Below are 16,959 nucleotides of genomic sequence, written 5' to 3' on the forward strand. Positions count from 1 at the left end.
ATTTAAAAACCGTTGATTGATACTAACCAGAACCATTAGCATATTTAACTATTCTCCTTCCAAGGATTTTCTACTTCTATACCTAATTTATTAAAGTCATTTACATTTCTTGTTAGTACGGGATAATTGGACTTTTTAGAAATAGCAGCAATGAGTAAATCAGGCATTTTCTTTTTAACTCCTTGCTTTCTCCATGAAATAATTTGTTCCCAGTGTTCCATATTGATTGGTAACATTTCAAGAGAAGCAAAATATTCTCTGATTGCCTTTTCTTCTGTTGGAGTAATTTCCTGCCATCCTAACACTTCAGCAAAAACTACTGGTGTTAATACTGGTACCAGCTTTCCTTGGGCAATTTCATTTTTTAAGTTAATGAGTTCTGATCTGCCTTCTATCAAATATAACACTACGCATCTTTTATTCTTCTCGCATAGCATTTTGTAATTCCAGACCATCAGTTGATGATGGAATTAGACCAAATAGAGAATTAATACTAGGTGAGTTAGTTAGCTCATGGTTATTGATACCAATATTAATGAACTGTATCACTAATTTATTAATATCAATATTAAAGCGTTTTGCTTTGACTTCTAATTTAGTTATTATTTTTTCATCAATTCCATCAATAGATAAAGTTGCCATATTTATACTCGCTCTTGGTTTAATAAAGACTCAACCCACAATCTCCAATGCTTGATCATGCCATGATCAGCAAAATACTGTATTCAGTTATAATCACCTACTATTATAACACTTGTTACTTTTTGTAAAGCAATTGTTGAGTTGATTAGTACATATAATAGTTCGTAAGTGGCAGTCTTGTGGGCGATTTGTAGTAATCCACACAATAGCATCAGTTGCCGCTAATAAAATACGGTTACTAACCAAAGAAGTATTTATTGAATTATTAAATAGAGTTTCAGGTAAAAATTAATTCATGCGTTGTCCCATTGCCATTAGTGTCTGGTTAATAAGTGTTTGATATTCTAATCCATAAGCTTCAGCTTTTTCCCGAAAACTTTGGAGAACTTCATTATCTAACATGATCACAACACAAGTTTTATCTTTAGTCTCGGATTGTAATTTTGATAGATGGGGTACATGGTTTGCTCTTTTGGCATTTGAAAAATCATATTCTTTACGCATAGTTCTTTGCCTCATTTTTAGTTGCTTAACTTTCTCAACAAAATCCGTTTATTCCGTAAACGAAGTAACGAAACGAAGTGAAGTAAATCCGTTGTACTAATTATTACCTTATTTATCCTTTAATCGTCAACAAAGACTCCACCCACAAATTATTAAGCACTTCCTGCAAACGATTCTGACTAAGCCGCTCCTGCAAATTATCAATATCCACAATATCCAATGGTTGATCTTGCCATGAGCAGGAGAATACCGCTTTAGTTCTTTCTCCAGTTTTAGGATCAATTTGCCATTGTAAGCATTGGGCGCATACGCCTTTTAGCATACATTGCATTGGACCATGTATTGATGCTGTAAATTTGGGTGAATATTGCTTTAATATGCCTTTTCTAGCATCTTGTATTTTGCGTATCAACTTATAATCACCAACTATTATAACACTTGTTACTTCTTCTAAGGCAATTGTTGAGTTGATTAGTACTTCTAGTAGTTCGCCAGTGGCACTATAATCTTGGGGGCGATTTTTCTTAATCGGTTCACCTTCAGTAGTAATCCAAACTATAGCATCTGTTGCCGCTTCTAATTCTGATTGACGATAAATTTCATTTTGGTGTTGGAAGTTGCCAACATATAGGACTTTATTTCCTGCCTCTTTTAATACTGGTGCTACTGTACGAATATCTGCCGCTGCCAAATTATTGCCAATTATCATAATGGTTTCGCCGCCATTAGGAATATTAGTTTTTGTTCCAGTTGGTCCCATTAATGAAATAGGGTCTCCGGGGCGAAAAATACTACACAGACGTGAACTTGCTCCTTGTTGCATTACCATTAATGAGATAGTGCCTTTTTCTCGATCAATTCCAGCACAGCGCATCGCTAAGGGTTCTGTTTGCAAGCGAGTATTTTCTATTATTGGTGCATAGGTTTCAAAGTTTTGGAGGCAGAAAAATTGTCCGGGTTTATATTGTTGTGCCGCTAATGGGGCGTGAATTGTCAGTTCAATGATATTGTCGCTATGACGCTGAACTTGTTCGATTTTGGTTTCTAAGTCGTCAAACCTGTCAGGTTTAATACTCTGAAGCGATTTCATAATATGTGGATAAGTGCGTTTAGCTGAGGCTACTGCTTTTACAACATTACCATGAAATGCTGGATGAGTATCACCAACAAATGTGACGCGAGCTTGTGATGTAAATGGACCAAATTGTTTGTCTTTACAATGAGCAATATTTGAAACTGCTTCAGCATAAAAAATACCTTCTTCTAATGCTTTTGCTACTTCTTCATGATTGCTTTTATAAGCAGGCGATTCTTGCATACTGCGTCTATAAGCAACTGTTACCGGCTAAACTATTTGGAATAGCTAAAGCTTGTGGTAAACCTGCACCAACCGCAATCGCAACATGGTCAAAGCTTAATGACCATGCTTTTTATACAATTATAGTACCACCAAAGCTAGTTGTGATACGATTATCTAATTCTGCTTTTAATTCTGAATAATTTCTGATAGGATGTTTAAGAAATTGATCTGGTAAGGGTTCAATTTTAAGTCCATCGATACCTACAACGGCACAACCTTCCATTAAAAGATGATGTGCCAAGGTAATTCTAAGACATCAGTAAGTACGCGGGTTTCAATTTGTGGAATATTTACAGGCTCTTGTTTTTGATAAATACAACTTTTCATGCAATCATTACAAATGCGATGTCCAGTTACTGGGCACATAGGATTATCTTACATCACCATCGCCAAAGCGGCAATGGTGTTCATTTAACCATTTCGTTAATGTAGTAAAATTTTTTTCTAATGATTTTTTCAAACGTCGTCGTGCGCGACGCAGTACCATTTTTTAAAATAAAAAATTGGATTATTTACATTAGTTTGCTGGCGTGAGCCTTGCATTTTTTTAGAAATGTCGAAAAACTCCACCAAAAAAGCTTCTAGTATTTTTGCACAATCTATCAGTAATTCGCTCAATTCTACAGTTGTAAAACTGTGTTGCTCATGACGATAAGCTAGTAAATCAATATATCTTGCAGGATTTTCAGCCTTTAAATAATTTAAAAACTGTTGATCGATACTATAAAGTGTATCTGGTTCAAACATTTTAGTAAAATTAAAATCACCTAATTCAACAACATTTAAAGACAAGCACAGAGGTTAAGATGAAAACTAAAGAATTATCTGAAAAAAACTTTCATAGATGCAAAAAAAAACCAGAAAATAGCCAACTTCCGCAAATGACTAAAGAACAAAGAGAAAATATCTTAGCATCTATAACGAAAACCAAATATCCAAATGAGGATGCGGATTCAGAACAATGGATTAGAGATATTAAAGCGTATTTATTGCTTAAATGCCTTAAAAAAGCAAGAAAAAAAAGTGCTTGAAATTATTAATTCTATTAAAAATAATGCCACAGTATATATGGGTGAACATTAGGATAATTGATATTTGGTGCAGAAAATTCACAAAGAAAAGAATATAACTTAGAACAAATTAAGATTTTCAAACAAGCTATTCTGCCTTTGTCAGTTGATAAAGAAGTTTGGGCTATTTTTGGAAAAATAAAAGCTATATAAAGAAAAATAGGAAAACCTATATCAGATATGGATAAACTCGGTTGCGCCAATAGATACATATAGAGAAAGAAGTATGGAAATGAATATTAATAGAAGATTATATGAGCAAAAAGAGGTGATCCTGCACTATCTGAGAGATAGAGCAGCAGAGTCTTATGGTGAAATTATTAAAATACATGGCGAGCGCGATTTTAAAAAGAGAGCAAGAGCTATTAACAAGGCAATCAAAGATAAAGCTCAAACTCTAAGAACAATCATTATTCAGCGTTCGATAGCTCAATCATGGTCTAAAACAGAAATTCTGAATAATATTTTAATGATCACTTATTGTTCATACGTCATTATGATTGAATATAGAAATCGAACATGGCCATATGAGTATATGGCATTTGCCCGTAGGATAGGTGAGTTATGGGAGCCATTTTGTAAGAATTGTTTTGATTTTCCAGCCAGAGATGATGTTGAATTAGTCGAACCCCCTCTTTTTTCAGAAGTCAGGGAGCAGCTACAGCAAGAAATTCGTGAGTATATAGAAAATATAAGTTTATCAGAATTGGAAAAGAACCAACTTCTCAAGTATTATGACAAAGTATGGAGCCTTGTAACTTCAGGAGAAATTAAGCTTGAGTTAGATCTGCATTTTAGGATAGATGGAAAAAATTATAATGTAGATTTTAAAAGTGGCTTTCAATCTAACGAAAAGGGGAACACTAATAGACTATTATTAGTCGCTTCGATTTACAAAAATATTCTTAGTGAAAATAACGAGTGTTTACTCTTTGTTCGAACGGAAGAGGATGATAACAACCACTATTTGCAAATACTAAAAAAATCAGAAGTATGGGACGTTTATTGCGGAAATGAGACGTACTCTCAAATAGAAACTTATTCAGGTTTTGATATTGCATCATGGATTGCTGCAAACATAGAATGGGAAAAAGACCTAGATCAGGATACTTTGACACACTTTAATGAAAATGATTTGGTTAAGTATCTATCATGGTAGCTCTAGCAAAACGAAAGCAGGATGAGTTCCAAGCTTTCTATACAAACTGTAATTACATTACTTCGTACATGATAGGTCTTTTGCAATGTTATGGAGAAATGTCGGTTCTTGAACCTTGTGCTGGTGAGGGCGTTTTTATTGACGGGTTAAGGAAGATAGATGGCATTCCCCATATTACAGCTTACGAGCTGAATAGTGATAGCGTAAATATTTTACAAAGTAAATATTTGGGTATTTCAAATATCCAGATTGAGCAAGAAGATTTTTTGTTAGCGTTTCAGTTGAATTTTGATAAATTTGATAGAGTAATAGCTAATCCTCCTTACGGAGCATACCAGTCACCAGAGAAAAGAAAACAATTAAAAAATGATTACCCACAGTTATATGTGAAAGAGACATATGGACTTTTTTTAATTAAAGCAATGGAATTGCTAAAAGATAATGGTCGTCTTGTATTTATCATACCAGATACATATTTGACCCTTCACATGCATGAAGGCTTGCGGAAAGAATTACTTAGACATTATGAAATAGAATCAATTGTTTTATTCCCTTCTAACTTTTTTCCTAGTGTAAACTTTGGTTATGCGGGGTTGAGTATTATCTCAATTGTTAATAAAACACCAAGTTATTCTTATGACTTTCCTGTCTATAATGGTCTTAAATCACCCAAAGAATTGCCAGAGTTATTAACTGAACAACGCAAAAAATACGAAATTTGCCGTCTGTCATATTGCCAAGTTAGTAACAATCCATCAAGTGCATTTTTCCTTCCCTCTAAAAGTTGGATTAATTTAACCCTAAGCACAAAGACCTTGAAAGTTGGAGATATATGTTCAGTTGTTACTGGGTTTTATTCTGGTAATGATGGTAAATATTTAAGACGCTCAGAATCTGTTACAAGGGGGATTAAAAAATATGCCATTATCAACAGTGATGATGTTTGCAATGATGATCTATCCATATGCCCTCCACTTAATGGACTCAGCAATTCATCTTGTTGGGTGCCAATTGTGAAAGGTGGAAATAGGAGGTTTTATAAACACTCTGAGTGGTTCATGGATTGGAGTGAAGAAGCAATTTACGATTATAAAGTAGCAAATAAAAAACGAGCAAGATTTCAAAACGCTCAATATTATTTTCATCAGGGTATTGGGGTACCAATGGTGTCTTCGTCTTCAATTACCGGATCATTAATAGATGGCAGACTCTTTGATCAGTCTATTGTTGGCATATTCCCTAACAAGAAGTATGAAAATTTAATTTATTTTCTTCTCGGGTTATTTAATAGTATTGCTTGTAATGATCTAATAAGAACAATAAATGCCAGCACAAACAATTCAGCAAACTACATTAAAAAAATACCGATAATCATTCCTAAAGAAAAGATGTTGAGTAAAATTACTGATGAAGTAAAAAGGATTTTATTGTTATCAAAGCAATGTGATGTTGCAGATGATGATTTGATAAAACTAAATAAATATTATGATGAAGTGTATGGTGCAAAAAGCGCATAACAAGGCGCTGCAATCGGACAAAATAAAGCGGCGTTTGTTCCTCATTAAAATGAATTGAACCTTGGTTTACAGGTCGTAAATCATGCGAAGCTAGAGCTACCATTCGGCTGCCAAAACGGCAATGTCGGGCAGGTAGGTGAGTGTCAACGGCGAGTCTACACATCTGTAGATATGATCGGCTCACAGAAGGGTTCTAAGTCAGCGCAAGCTAACGATAAATATTCATACTAGCTCTTGCTTCAACAAAGACTCAATTCCTGCAAAGCCGCTCTTGCAAATTATCAATATCCACAATATCCAATGGTTGATCATGCCATGAGCAGGAGCAAAATACGAGGCAACCATAAATAAATATCATGCTAACATCTATGGCTATGGAACTTCCAGAAGAATGGGTTCTCAGAATCAAATCATGAAGATGATACCGCAAGTCTATTTTCTGATGAAGTTACTTTAATTAATGCTGAGGAATGGTTGCTACAAACAGATTACGCAGCTAAAAATGGAGCTAAGCGTGCTGAATCAATAATCAAAACTCCTTAGCCGAAGCCCCTGCATGGCAAAGAAAAATCATCCAATTTATCGTTACTTCACATAGCCCTTTAGTTGTACAATCAGCCAAGCTGATTAATTTAATTTTGTTGGAGAATAAAGACGATCATGTCAAAAAATTAGATAAGTAGGTACGCAAAAGTTTATTAACAAAAATAAGTACAACGAATTACGTGGATAAACTAATAAAGTTTAATTTAAATAATTTGTTTATCCACGTAATTCGCTGTACTTAATATTATGTAAATATGTTAAAATATTTATACGTATCGACATAATATTCTGCATCCAGAAAGCAATCAACGAAAGTTACTACGTCTTCAAATGTCATCTTTAATGCCAGAAACATTATAAAAAAGATTGAAATTATTGTTTTAATTCAATATAATATTGATTATATTGAATTATTTTTATGCTGTGATTGTATAAAAAAATCCGTTTATTCCGTAAACGAAGTAACGAAACGAAGTGAAGTAAATCCGTTGTACTAATTATTACCTTATTTATCCTTTAATCGTCAACAAAGACTCCACCCACAAATTATTAATCTGTTCTGACAAACGATTCTGACTAAGCCGCTCTTGCAAATTATCAATATCCACAATATCCAATGGTTGATCTTGCCATGAGCAGGAAAATACCGCTTTAGTTCTTTCGCCAGTTTTCGGATCAATTTGCCATTGTAAGCATTGGGCGCATACGCCTTTTAGCATACACTGCATTGGACCATGTATTGATGCTGTAAATTTCGGTGAATATTGCTTTAATATGCCTTTTCTAGCATCTTGTATTTTGCGTATCAACTTATAATCACCAACTATTATAACACTAGTTACTTCTTCTAAGGCAATTGTTGAGTTGATTAGTACATCTAATAATTCACCAGTGGCACTATAATCTTGTGGACGATTTTTCTTAATCGGTTCACCTTCAGCAGTAATCCATACTATAGCGTCTGTTGCCGCTTCTAATTCTGATTGACGATAAATTTCATTTTGGTGTTGGAAGTTGCCAACATATAGGACTTTATTTCCTGCCTTTTTTAATGCAGGTGCCACTGTACGAATATCTGCCGCTGCCAAATTATTGCCAATTATCATAATGGTTTCGCCACCATTAGGAATATTAGTTTTTGTTCCAGTTGGTCCCATTAATGAAATAGGGTCTCCGGGGCGAAAAATACTACACAGACGTGAACTTGCTCCTTGTTGCATTACCATTAATGATATAGTACCTTTTTCTCGATCAATTCCAGCACAGCGCATCGCTAACGGTTCTGTTTGCAGGCGAGTATTTTCTATAATTGGTGCATAGGTTTCAAAGTTTTGGAGACGGAAAAATTGTCCGGGCTTATATTGTTGTGCCGCTAATGGGGCGCGAATTGTTAGTTCAATAATATTATCGCCATGATGCTGAATTTGTTCTATTTTGGTTTCTAAGTCGTCAAACCTGACAGGTTTTAAAAACCTGTCAGGTTTAATATGTTCAAGCGATTTCATAATATGTGGATAAGTGCGTTTACCAGAAGCTACTGCTTTTACAACATTACCATGAAATGCTGGATGAGTATCACCAATAAATGTGACGCGAGCTTGTGAAGTAAATGGACCAAATTGTTTGTCTTTACAATTAGCAATATTTGAAACCGCTTCTAATTTACCATCTATATTTTCATAAGGCTGATATTGAAATAAGCCTTCGCGTTCAAATGAACCACGATGTTCAAATTCATAAGCAACATTAGGCTTAGCACCAGTGGCTACAAAAATCGCCTTTGCCGCTAATACAATTTCTTCATCACCACGCTGACAAACTAAGGCTTTTACATGTCCATATTTATCTAATTCGACCTTTTTAGGTTCAACAGACTCAGCATAAAAAATACCTTCCTCTAATGCTTTTGCGACTTCTTCATGATTACTTTTATAAGCAGGCGATTCTTGCATACTGCGTCTATAAGCAACAGTAACTCCACCCCATTTATGTATTAAACCTTGTATATCATCTGTGCTTTCCAATTGTTTTGCATGACTTAAAAATTCATCTAATATTTCAAGTGAAGCCGCATCTAAATGTTCACGAACTTTGCTACCTAATTTCTCATAACGAGCTTTAATTTTTTTAATTTGTACTAAATAATAAGCCTGAACCTCAGTCGCAGTATCAATTCCAGTCAAACCGCCACCAATTACCACTGCCGGTAAACGTACTTGTAAATTAGCCAAACTATCAGCTTTAGCGGCACCACTTAACTGTAAACTCATAAGAAAATCAGCCGCTTGACGCATTCCGGGGGCTAAACTATTTGGAATAGCTAAAGCTTGTGGTAAACCTGCACCAACCGCAATCGCAACATGGTCAAAACCTAATGACCATGCTTTTTCTACAGTTATAGTGCCACCAAACCGCACACCACCATAAACTTGAAAATAAGGGCGACGTAATAAAGTTAAATAAATTAAACTTAAAAAATTTTTATCCCAACGTACTGTAATGCCATATTCAGCAACACCACCAAAGCCAGTTGTGATACGATTGTCTAATTCTGCTTTTAATTCAGAATAATTTCTGATAGGATGTTTAAGAAATTGATCTGGTAAGGGTTCAATTTTAAGTCCATCTATACCTACAACGGCACAACCTTCCATTAACAGATGGTGTGCCAAGGTAAAACCAGCAGGGCCTAATCCGGCTATAAGGATTTTTAATCCATTATACGGTTTAGCAACCCATTGTTGTTGTCGCAGAGGATTCCAGCGAGTTAGTAAGTCATAAATTTCTACACCCCAAGGTAATTCTAAGACATCAGTAAGTACGCGGGTTTCAATTTGTGGAATATTTACAGGTTCTTGTTTTTGATAAATACAACTTTTCATGCAATCATTACATATGCGATGTCCAGTTACTGGGCACATAGGATTATCTAACATCACCATAGCCAAAGCGGCAATGGTATTACCATCGCGTTTTAGTAGCTGCATTTCAGATATTTTTTCTTCTAATGGGCAGCCTGTAAGAGTATTACCCAAAGGATCAGTTTTGAACCCTAAATCATATCGAGCTTTTTTTACTGGAAAACCTTTAGAACAGAAATCACCATCACGATCATGACAGTAAATACAATAATTAATTTCATTTTCTACTTGCAGTAATGACATGCGCTGATCTGTTAATTTAAAATCTTGACGTTGGCGACGATGCTTTATTTCTGTAGTAGAAACTAATTTATTATGATCTATGGGTTGTGGTAAGCGGAAACTGACCCAATTTTGCACATAGGCTTGTGCATCTGGGTTAGTTAAGGCATGAACACACCATTGTGTAAGTTTTTCAATGTCATCCGCGTATGTTTCTTTATCAGCTAAATATTGTTGCCCTAATTGCGCAACAGTTAATTCACTGATAACAGGTAACTGTTCATTTAACCATTTTGTTAATGTGGTAAAGTTGTTTTCTAATGATTTTTTCAAACGTCGTCGTGCGCGACGCAGTACAAACCATTTTTTAAAATAAAAAATTGGATTATTTACATTAGTTTGCTGGCGTGAGCCTTGCATTTCTTTAGAAATGTCGAAAAACTCAACCAAAAAAACTTCTAGTGTTTTTGCACAATCTATCAGTAATTCGCTCAATTCTACAGTTGTAAAGCTGTGTTGCTCATGACGATAAGCCAGTAAATCAATATATCTTGCAGGATTTTCAGCCTTTAAATAATTTAAAAACTGTTGATCGATACTATAAAGTGTATCTGGTTCAAACATTTTAGTAAAAGTAAAATCACTAAAATTCATTTTTATTGTAGGCATAATTATTAATTATTCAATTTAGGAAATATTATGAATGAACATATCATCGAAGTGACAGATGGTTCTTTTGAAGAAGATGTACTCAAATCTGAAATACCAGTATTAGTTGATTATTGGGCTGACTGGTGTAGCCCATGCAAACAGATTGCCCCAATCTTAGATGATGTTGCTTCAGAATATGTAGGTAAAGTCAAAATTGCCAAGTTAAATATTGATGACAATCCTAAAACACCTGTTAAATATGGTGTGCGTGGTATTCCTACCTTAATTTTATTTAAAAACGGTGAACTTGAAGCAACTAAAGTTGGTGCGCTTTCTAAATCACAATTAACAGCATTTTTAGATAGTAATTCATAGAATTCCATTCCTCTATTCTCGCCCACATCTTGTGGGTATTAAAAATATCTTTCCGCTTATACCCCCTTTAATCATATGATTATGAATCTAACAGAATTAAAAAAACAATCCGCCGCTGAACTAATGTCATTAGCTCAGTCTTTAAATTTAGAAGGAACTGCACGCTCCCGTAAACAAGATATAATCTTTGCTTTGTTAAAAGCACATGCTAAAAAGGGTGAAGATATTTTTGGTGATGGCGTATTAGAAATTTTACAAGATGGTTTTGGTTTCTTACGCTCTGCCGATAGTTCTTATTTGGCTGGACCTGATGATATTTATGTTTCTCCAAGCCAAATACGCAGATTTAGTTTACGTACTGGTGATACCATTTCTGGTAAAATTCGCCCACCAAAAGAAGGTGAACGCTATTTTGCTTTATTAAAAGTCAATGAAATTAATTTTGAAGCACCTGAGTTAGCCAGAAATAAAGTTTTATTTGAAAATCTAACCCCGTTATTTGCTAATAAACGATTTGAATTGGAAGTGGGTAATGGTAGCACTGAAGATTTAACTCCACGTATAATTGATCTAGCGGCACCAATTGGTAAAGGGCAACGTGGTTTGATCGTTTCACCGCCTAAGTCTGGTAAGACTATGATGTTGCAAAATATCGCTCAGTCTCTTGCGATTAATCATCCAGAGTGTTATTTAATTGTATTGTTAATTGATGAACGCCCTGAAGAAGTGACAGAGATGATACGTTCAGTGCGTGGTGAGGTGGTTTCAAGTACTTTTGATGAACCTGCTACTCGTCATGTACAAGTGGCTGAAATGGTTATTGAAAAGGCTAAACGTTTAGTTGAGCATAAAAAAGATGTGGTCATTTTATTGGATTCGATTACTCGTTTAGCTCGCGCTTATAATACTGTAGTGCCTAGTTCAGGTAAAGTGCTTACTGGTGGGGTTGATGCTAATGCTTTACATCGCCCTAAACGTTTTTTTGGTGCAGCGCGTAATGTTGAAGAAGGTGGAAGTTTAACTATTATTGCTACAGCTTTAATTGATACAGGATCACGTATGGATGATGTGATTTATGAGGAATTTAAGGGAACAGGTAATAATGAAATTCATCTTGATCGTAAGATTGCTGAAAAACGTATTTATCCTGCCATTAATATTAACCGTTCAGGCACTCGCCGTGAAGAATTACTTATCCCAGCCGACAAGTTACAAAAAATATGGATATTAAGAAAAATTCTGCATTCAAAAGATGAAATCAGTGCGATGGAATTTTTATTAGATCCTCTTAAAGTCACTAAAACTAATAATGAATTTTTTGATTCTATGAAACGATAATAACAATGGCTGTTGAATCAGTAGTTTCAGTTATTATTGTCAATTTTAATGCTGGTAAACTGTTAAGCCAATGTGTCAATTCTGTATTAGCTTCTAATATTCCAGTATCTATCTATATAATAGATAATGCCTCTCAAGACAATAGCTTAAAATATTTAGAAGCTGTTTTTGATAAAATAAAACTGATTAAAAATAGCAGTAATCTCGGTTTTGCACGCGCTGCTAATCAGGTTTTAGCTGATACTATTAAGAGTAAATATTTATTATTCCTTAATCCTGATTGTGTAATTCAGCCTGATACTATAGGTAAATTTGTAGCTGTAATGGATAAAAATCCACAAGCTGGTATGGCTGGTTGTGTGGTACGAAATCCTGATGGTTCTGAACAACGCAGTAGTAGGCGCAGTGTACCCACACCGTGGCGAACTATTATTCAAGTATTTCATTTAAATAAATTTTTTCAAAGTTTCTTATTAACAAATCAAGAATTACCCACACAACCAATTGCAATTGAAGGCATATCTGGTTCTTGCATGTTTGTAAGACGTACAGCCTTAGATATTGTAGGTGCAATGGATGAAACTTACTTCTTACATTGCGAAGATTTAGATTGGTTCATGCGTTTTGGTGCTAAAAATTTTAGTATTTTGTTTATTCCTAATATAGAAATAGTACATTTTAAAGGGGTTTGTAGTAGCAAAAATCCAATTAAAGTGGAATGGTATAAACATCGAGGTATGGTAAAATTTTATAGAAAATTTTTTAGACACAAATATCCGTTTATAGTTTTTTGGGGAGTGATAACAATGGTATGGTTACGTTTTATAGGTGTCGCAATTAGACAGTTATTTAAAAAATGATTGATCAAAATATTCCTTCTATTCAAGCTTTATCCTCATTAGTAGCTAAACAAATTGCCGCAGGTGAAATGGTTGATCGCCCTGCTTCCGCCTTAAAGGAATTAGTAGAAAATAGTTTAGATGCTAAAGCTGATAATATTGAAGTTCAAGTTGAGCAAGGTGGAATTGCTTTAATAAAGGTGCGGGATAATGGTTTTGGAATTCGCCCAGATGAATTATCTTTTGCCTTACATCGACACACTACTAGTAAGATTAGAAATTTAGAAGATTTACATAATCTAAATAGTTTAGGCTTTCGCGGTGAAGCTTTAGCAAGTATCGCTTCAATTTCACGATTAACTTTAAGTTCACGTTTTTGTCAAAATGATATTGGATATTCCATATATTTAGATGGGCAAGAAAAACCGACTAAGGCAACAGCTATAGCTCATTTAGTTGGAACTACAGTTGAAGTACGTGATTTTTTTTATAATACCCCGGCAAGAAGAAAGTTTTTGCGCCGCGAAAAAACTGAATTTGCGCATATATATGAAATTATGAAGCGTCTAGCTTTAGGTAATTTTCATATTAACTTTAAATTAAGCCATAATAATAAAGCATTAATACTAGTAAAATCAGCCTTAACTGAGGCGCAAAAATTACAACGATTAAGTTTATTATGTGGTATTGAATTTGTAGAACATTTATTAACAGTCAATAAGCTTAGTAGCAATATTAAGCTATCAGGTTGGATAAGCCAGCCAACTTTTTCACGTAGTCAAGCCGATTCACAATATTTTTTTATTAATGGGCGTTTTGTTCGTGATAAATTAATCACTCATGCTATACATCAAGCTTATAAGGATGTATTATATGGAACTCGTTATCCTGCTTATGTATTGTATTTGAACATTGATCCTAGTGAGATAGATGTTAATGTACATCCAACGAAGAATGAAGTACGTTTTGCTAAAGCTGAATTTGTATATAACTTTTTAATAGAGAGTTTAAAAGCTAAACTAGCTAAAACTTCACCGGGTAATAAATCATTAAAAATTCAAGAAACTCACCAAACTTATCAAACTAGCACTAAAAATTCAGCAGCTCCAGCTTTGGGTTATGCAGTCGCACAATTAGCAGGTATTTACATTTTAGCTGAAAATTCACAAGGATTAATAGTAGTAGATATGCACGCAGCTCATGAACGCATTAGCTATGAAAAGATGAAATCTGCTTATTTAAGCAATACAATAACTGCACAAATATTATTAGTACCAGAGTGTATTTCAGTCAGTGAACAAGAAGCGGATATATACGAGCAACATATTGAAATTTTTAACAAATTAGGATTTGATATTAATCGCGCTGGCAAAGAAATGTTGCTAGTACGTCAAGTACCTAATTTATTGCTGGAAGCCAATATCACAACTTTAGTACGGGATGTATTAGCAGATTTATTAGGTTTTGGAGTAAGTTCAAGATTAGAAGAATCTATGCAAGAAATTTTATCTACATTATCTTGTCATACAGCGATACGAGCGAAACGACAATTAAGCATCAAAGAAATGAATGCTTTATTACGAGAAATGGAACAAACAGAACGCAGTAATCAATGTAATCACGGGCGCCCTACGTGGATGCAAGTTAGTATAAAAGATCTGGATAGTTTCTTTTTACGTGGACGTTAGAAAATTATTTTATGAGAATAAAAACATATATTATAGGACGCAGCAAACAAGCTGATATTATCATTGACGAAACAGAAACATCTGTCAGCAATCTACATTTAGAACTTACAGTAGATAGCAAAGGCAAATATTATGTAACTGATCGTAAAAGTACTAACGGCAGTTATCGTAAACATGGTGGGCGTTGGATAGCAATTGAACAATCTTATGTTAGCTCAGATGATCGTTTATTATTGGGTAAATATTTAACCTCAGTAGAATACTTATTATCCAAGCATTCAATTAAAGCGGCGCGTAATCCTGAAACTGGTGATATTATTGCAGGAATATCCTAGATTTAACAGGAGAATATATAATGCCTATTTTTCGTGGTTTAGATGGTGAAGTAAAACAACAAAATAATGATGATGAAGAACTTATTACTCGCCAAATTATTAAAGACACTATAGATGATGATGATGATCCAAATACCCGTGTAATGTTTAAAGGTTCTTCTTCTTCAAAAGAAGAAAAAGAAGATCCTATTGTAGGATGGTTAGTAATTGTAAAGGGAAAAGGTAAAACTAATGCTCTAACTTTAGGTTATGGAATGAATAGCATAAGGCGTAGCCCAGATGAACGTATTAGCATCAACTTTGGTGATGAACAAATATCACGTAATAAACATGCTGTTATTACATATGATCCTCGTGGGCGTAAATTCTATGTACAACATGGCGGTGGTAAAAACTTAACCTATTTAGGTGATCAAGTGGAGAAGATTTCGATTGGCAACAAAACACGTAATAACTGAAGAACAATATGCTGGAGATCGGATTCAAGGCAAACGACAATATCAACAAGATGATTTTGGATTTGATAATAGTCGTGTCAACGATTTCCTAATGATTTTAGCAGATGGAATGGGCGGACATTCTGGTGGAGATATTGCAAGTGATCAGGTAGTTACCACTTTTATGGACACTTTTCGTAATGCTAATGGCACTGTAGGAGAACGATTATTTGAAGCATTAGAAGCAAGTAATCAAGCAATAGCTGCTTACACAAAAAAACATCCTAAGTTAATGGGTATGGGTAGCACCTTAGTAGCAGTTGTGATCAAGAAAAATACAATCCAATGGATTAGCGTTGGTGATTCACCGTTATGGCTTTATAGTAACGGTGAATTAAGCCGTTTAAATGCAGACCATTCGATGAAACCCATATTAGAACAAGAAGTTAAACAAGGAACACTGACAGTTGAAGAAGCGGCACAACATCCAGATCGTAATATGTTACGTTCCGCAGTAGTTGGAACATATATAAAATATATTGACCAATCACTACAAGCATTAGAATTATCTCCCGGAGATATAATTTTATCAGGCAGCGATGGCATAGAAACATTATCTGAAACAGAAATAAGTCAAATATTCAAAAAACCTGTAGCAGCAAAAAAGATGGTGAAGAAATTACTGAATGCTGTAGAGAAAAAAAACAAACGCTATCAAGATAATGCTACTGCTTTAATTGTTACTATTCCTAAAAAACCTAATTTTTTTAAGAGGTTATTTAACCTAACTTAATTAATGATGATGAATACTGAAGAATGGTTTGCCTCTGAAGCCCAAAATGCTTGGGATTTAGAACGCTTGTACACGGATTTAGCTAAGGCAAAAGGTAGAGCTCTCAGTCCAACGGAGAAATTATACTTACGTGGCTTACTATCTGGTCATAGCCCTGCTGAAATCGCTAAAAAATGTCACAAAAGTGCTGGAGGAGTTAAAGTATATTTGAGTACTACTGTCTATCAATATGTTAAGTTTCTCGCAAACAAGGAAAATGAAAAGTTAGAAAACTGGACAAATATCCGCAAATGGCTTGAGGGAATCGGCTATAAGCGATCTAGTTCAGATAAAAAAAATATATTTAAATTCCATAAAAGTGGGAATAACAATACTCGATGTCAAAATGTTAATTCTCCATCAACTGGAGAGACAGAACTTAAACATGAATTAGAAAAGGCACATTTAATTAATGAACAGCTACAAAAAGAAATTGATTATTTAAAACAACAGGTAAATCTATTAAATCAGATGGTAAACATGCTTAAATCAGGGGAATAGTACAACGAATTATGAAATAAAC

20 protein-coding genes are annotated in these 16,959 nt (G+C 34.4%); 12 read left to right on the plus strand and 8 right to left on the minus strand.

Annotated features, from left to right (window positions below; all coding sequences use genetic code 11):
- Nucleotides 1-44: 44 nt before the first annotated feature.
- The 7 genes from BHU68_RS07330 to BHU68_RS17615 form a co-directional block, all read right to left on the minus strand.
- Complete coding sequence (locus BHU68_RS07330) at nt 45-407, minus strand: PIN domain-containing protein (protein ID WP_171900391.1); 363 nt, start codon at nt 405-407, stop codon at nt 45-47.
- Nucleotides 408-417: 10 nt separating this feature from the next.
- Entirely contained in the window at nt 418-642 is a 225-nt protein-coding gene (locus BHU68_RS07335; protein ID WP_069471825.1) for a hypothetical protein, read from the minus strand.
- 288 nt (nt 643-930) lie between these two features.
- Nucleotides 931-1,146, minus strand: coding sequence for a BrnA antitoxin family protein (locus BHU68_RS07340; protein WP_069471824.1), 216 nt, complete (start codon nt 1,144-1,146; stop codon nt 931-933).
- A gap of 112 nt (nt 1,147-1,258) precedes the next feature.
- On the minus strand, nt 1,259-2,464 hold the full coding sequence (locus BHU68_RS17600) for a hypothetical protein (protein ID WP_069471823.1): 1,206 nt from the start codon (nt 2,462-2,464) through the stop codon (nt 1,259-1,261).
- A gap of 112 nt (nt 2,465-2,576) precedes the next feature.
- Entirely contained in the window at nt 2,577-2,747 is a 171-nt protein-coding gene (locus tag BHU68_RS17605) for a hypothetical protein (protein ID WP_216092889.1), read from the minus strand.
- Nucleotides 2,729-2,872 carry a hypothetical protein gene (locus BHU68_RS17610; RefSeq protein ID WP_216092923.1) on the minus strand — a complete coding sequence of 48 codons (144 nt, stop codon included), beginning with the start codon at nt 2,870-2,872 and terminating at the stop codon, nt 2,729-2,731. The genes BHU68_RS17605 and BHU68_RS17610 overlap by 19 nt, the downstream gene beginning before the upstream one ends.
- 90 nt (nt 2,873-2,962) lie before the next feature.
- A complete protein-coding gene (locus tag BHU68_RS17615; protein WP_171899513.1) occupies nt 2,963-3,298 on the minus strand; it encodes a hypothetical protein in 336 nt (111 codons plus the stop codon).
- A 14-nt stretch (nt 3,299-3,312) separates the two neighbouring features.
- On the opposite strand from BHU68_RS17615, the gene BHU68_RS07355 reads away from it, so the two are divergent.
- From BHU68_RS07355 to BHU68_RS07365, 4 genes are all read left to right on the plus strand, one after another.
- Nucleotides 3,313-3,537, plus strand: coding sequence for a hypothetical protein (locus tag BHU68_RS07355; RefSeq protein ID WP_069471821.1), 225 nt, complete (start codon nt 3,313-3,315; stop codon nt 3,535-3,537).
- 57 nt (nt 3,538-3,594) lie between these two features.
- A complete protein-coding gene (locus BHU68_RS18035; RefSeq protein WP_141698835.1) occupies nt 3,595-3,729 on the plus strand; it encodes a type II toxin-antitoxin system VapC family toxin in 135 nt (44 codons plus the stop codon).
- 73 nt (nt 3,730-3,802) lie between these two features.
- Complete coding sequence (locus BHU68_RS07360; RefSeq protein WP_069471820.1) at nt 3,803-4,735, plus strand: hypothetical protein; 933 nt, start codon at nt 3,803-3,805, stop codon at nt 4,733-4,735.
- On the plus strand, nt 4,729-6,252 hold the full coding sequence (locus BHU68_RS07365; RefSeq protein ID WP_069471819.1) for a class I SAM-dependent methyltransferase: 1,524 nt from the start codon (nt 4,729-4,731) through the stop codon (nt 6,250-6,252). Before BHU68_RS07360 ends, BHU68_RS07365 begins: the two co-directional genes overlap by 7 nt.
- Before the next feature lie 1,055 nt (nt 6,253-7,307).
- Here the strand turns inward: BHU68_RS07365 and BHU68_RS07370 are convergent.
- Nucleotides 7,308-10,610: an FAD-dependent oxidoreductase gene (locus tag BHU68_RS07370; protein ID WP_069472936.1), complete on the minus strand. Its 3,303-nt coding sequence runs from the start codon at nt 10,608-10,610 to the stop codon at nt 7,308-7,310.
- Between the two features lie 30 nt (nt 10,611-10,640).
- Here BHU68_RS07370 and trxA point away from each other — a divergent pair, with 30 nt between their 5' ends.
- The 8 genes from trxA (at nt 10,641) to BHU68_RS07410 (ending at nt 16,937) form a co-directional block, all read left to right on the plus strand.
- Nucleotides 10,641-10,967, plus strand: a complete 327-nt coding sequence (gene trxA, locus BHU68_RS07375) for a thioredoxin TrxA (RefSeq protein ID WP_069471525.1) — start codon at nt 10,641-10,643, stop codon at nt 10,965-10,967.
- Nucleotides 10,968-11,048: 81 nt separating this feature from the next.
- Entirely contained in the window at nt 11,049-12,305 is a 1,257-nt protein-coding gene (gene rho / locus BHU68_RS07380; protein WP_069471524.1) for a transcription termination factor Rho, read from the plus strand.
- Nucleotides 12,306-12,310: 5 nt separating this feature from the next.
- Nucleotides 12,311-13,165: a glycosyltransferase family 2 protein gene (locus BHU68_RS07385; protein WP_069471523.1), complete on the plus strand. Its 855-nt coding sequence runs from the start codon at nt 12,311-12,313 to the stop codon at nt 13,163-13,165.
- The gene (gene mutL / locus BHU68_RS07390; protein ID WP_069471522.1) at nt 13,162-14,832 is read left to right on the plus strand and encodes a DNA mismatch repair endonuclease MutL; all 1,671 of its coding nucleotides are present in this window, start codon (nt 13,162-13,164) and stop codon (nt 14,830-14,832) included. The genes BHU68_RS07385 and mutL overlap by 4 nt, the downstream gene beginning before the upstream one ends.
- An 11-nt stretch (nt 14,833-14,843) precedes the next feature.
- A complete protein-coding gene (locus tag BHU68_RS07395; protein ID WP_069471521.1) occupies nt 14,844-15,167 on the plus strand; it encodes an FHA domain-containing protein in 324 nt (107 codons plus the stop codon).
- Between the two features lie 20 nt (nt 15,168-15,187).
- Nucleotides 15,188-15,625: an FHA domain-containing protein gene (locus BHU68_RS07400; RefSeq protein WP_069471520.1), complete on the plus strand. Its 438-nt coding sequence runs from the start codon at nt 15,188-15,190 to the stop codon at nt 15,623-15,625.
- A complete protein-coding gene (locus tag BHU68_RS07405) occupies nt 15,600-16,397 on the plus strand; it encodes a PP2C family protein-serine/threonine phosphatase (protein WP_069471519.1) in 798 nt (265 codons plus the stop codon). The genes BHU68_RS07400 and BHU68_RS07405 overlap by 26 nt, the downstream gene beginning before the upstream one ends.
- Nucleotides 16,398-16,406: 9 nt before the next feature.
- Nucleotides 16,407-16,937 carry a helix-turn-helix transcriptional regulator gene (locus BHU68_RS07410; protein ID WP_171899620.1) on the plus strand — a complete coding sequence of 177 codons (531 nt, stop codon included), beginning with the start codon at nt 16,407-16,409 and terminating at the stop codon, nt 16,935-16,937.
- Nucleotides 16,938-16,959 lie beyond the last annotated feature (22 nt).

This window comes from Candidatus Marithrix sp. Canyon 246, from assembly GCF_001723685.1.
Classification (GTDB): domain Bacteria; phylum Pseudomonadota; class Gammaproteobacteria; order Beggiatoales; family Beggiatoaceae; genus Marithrix.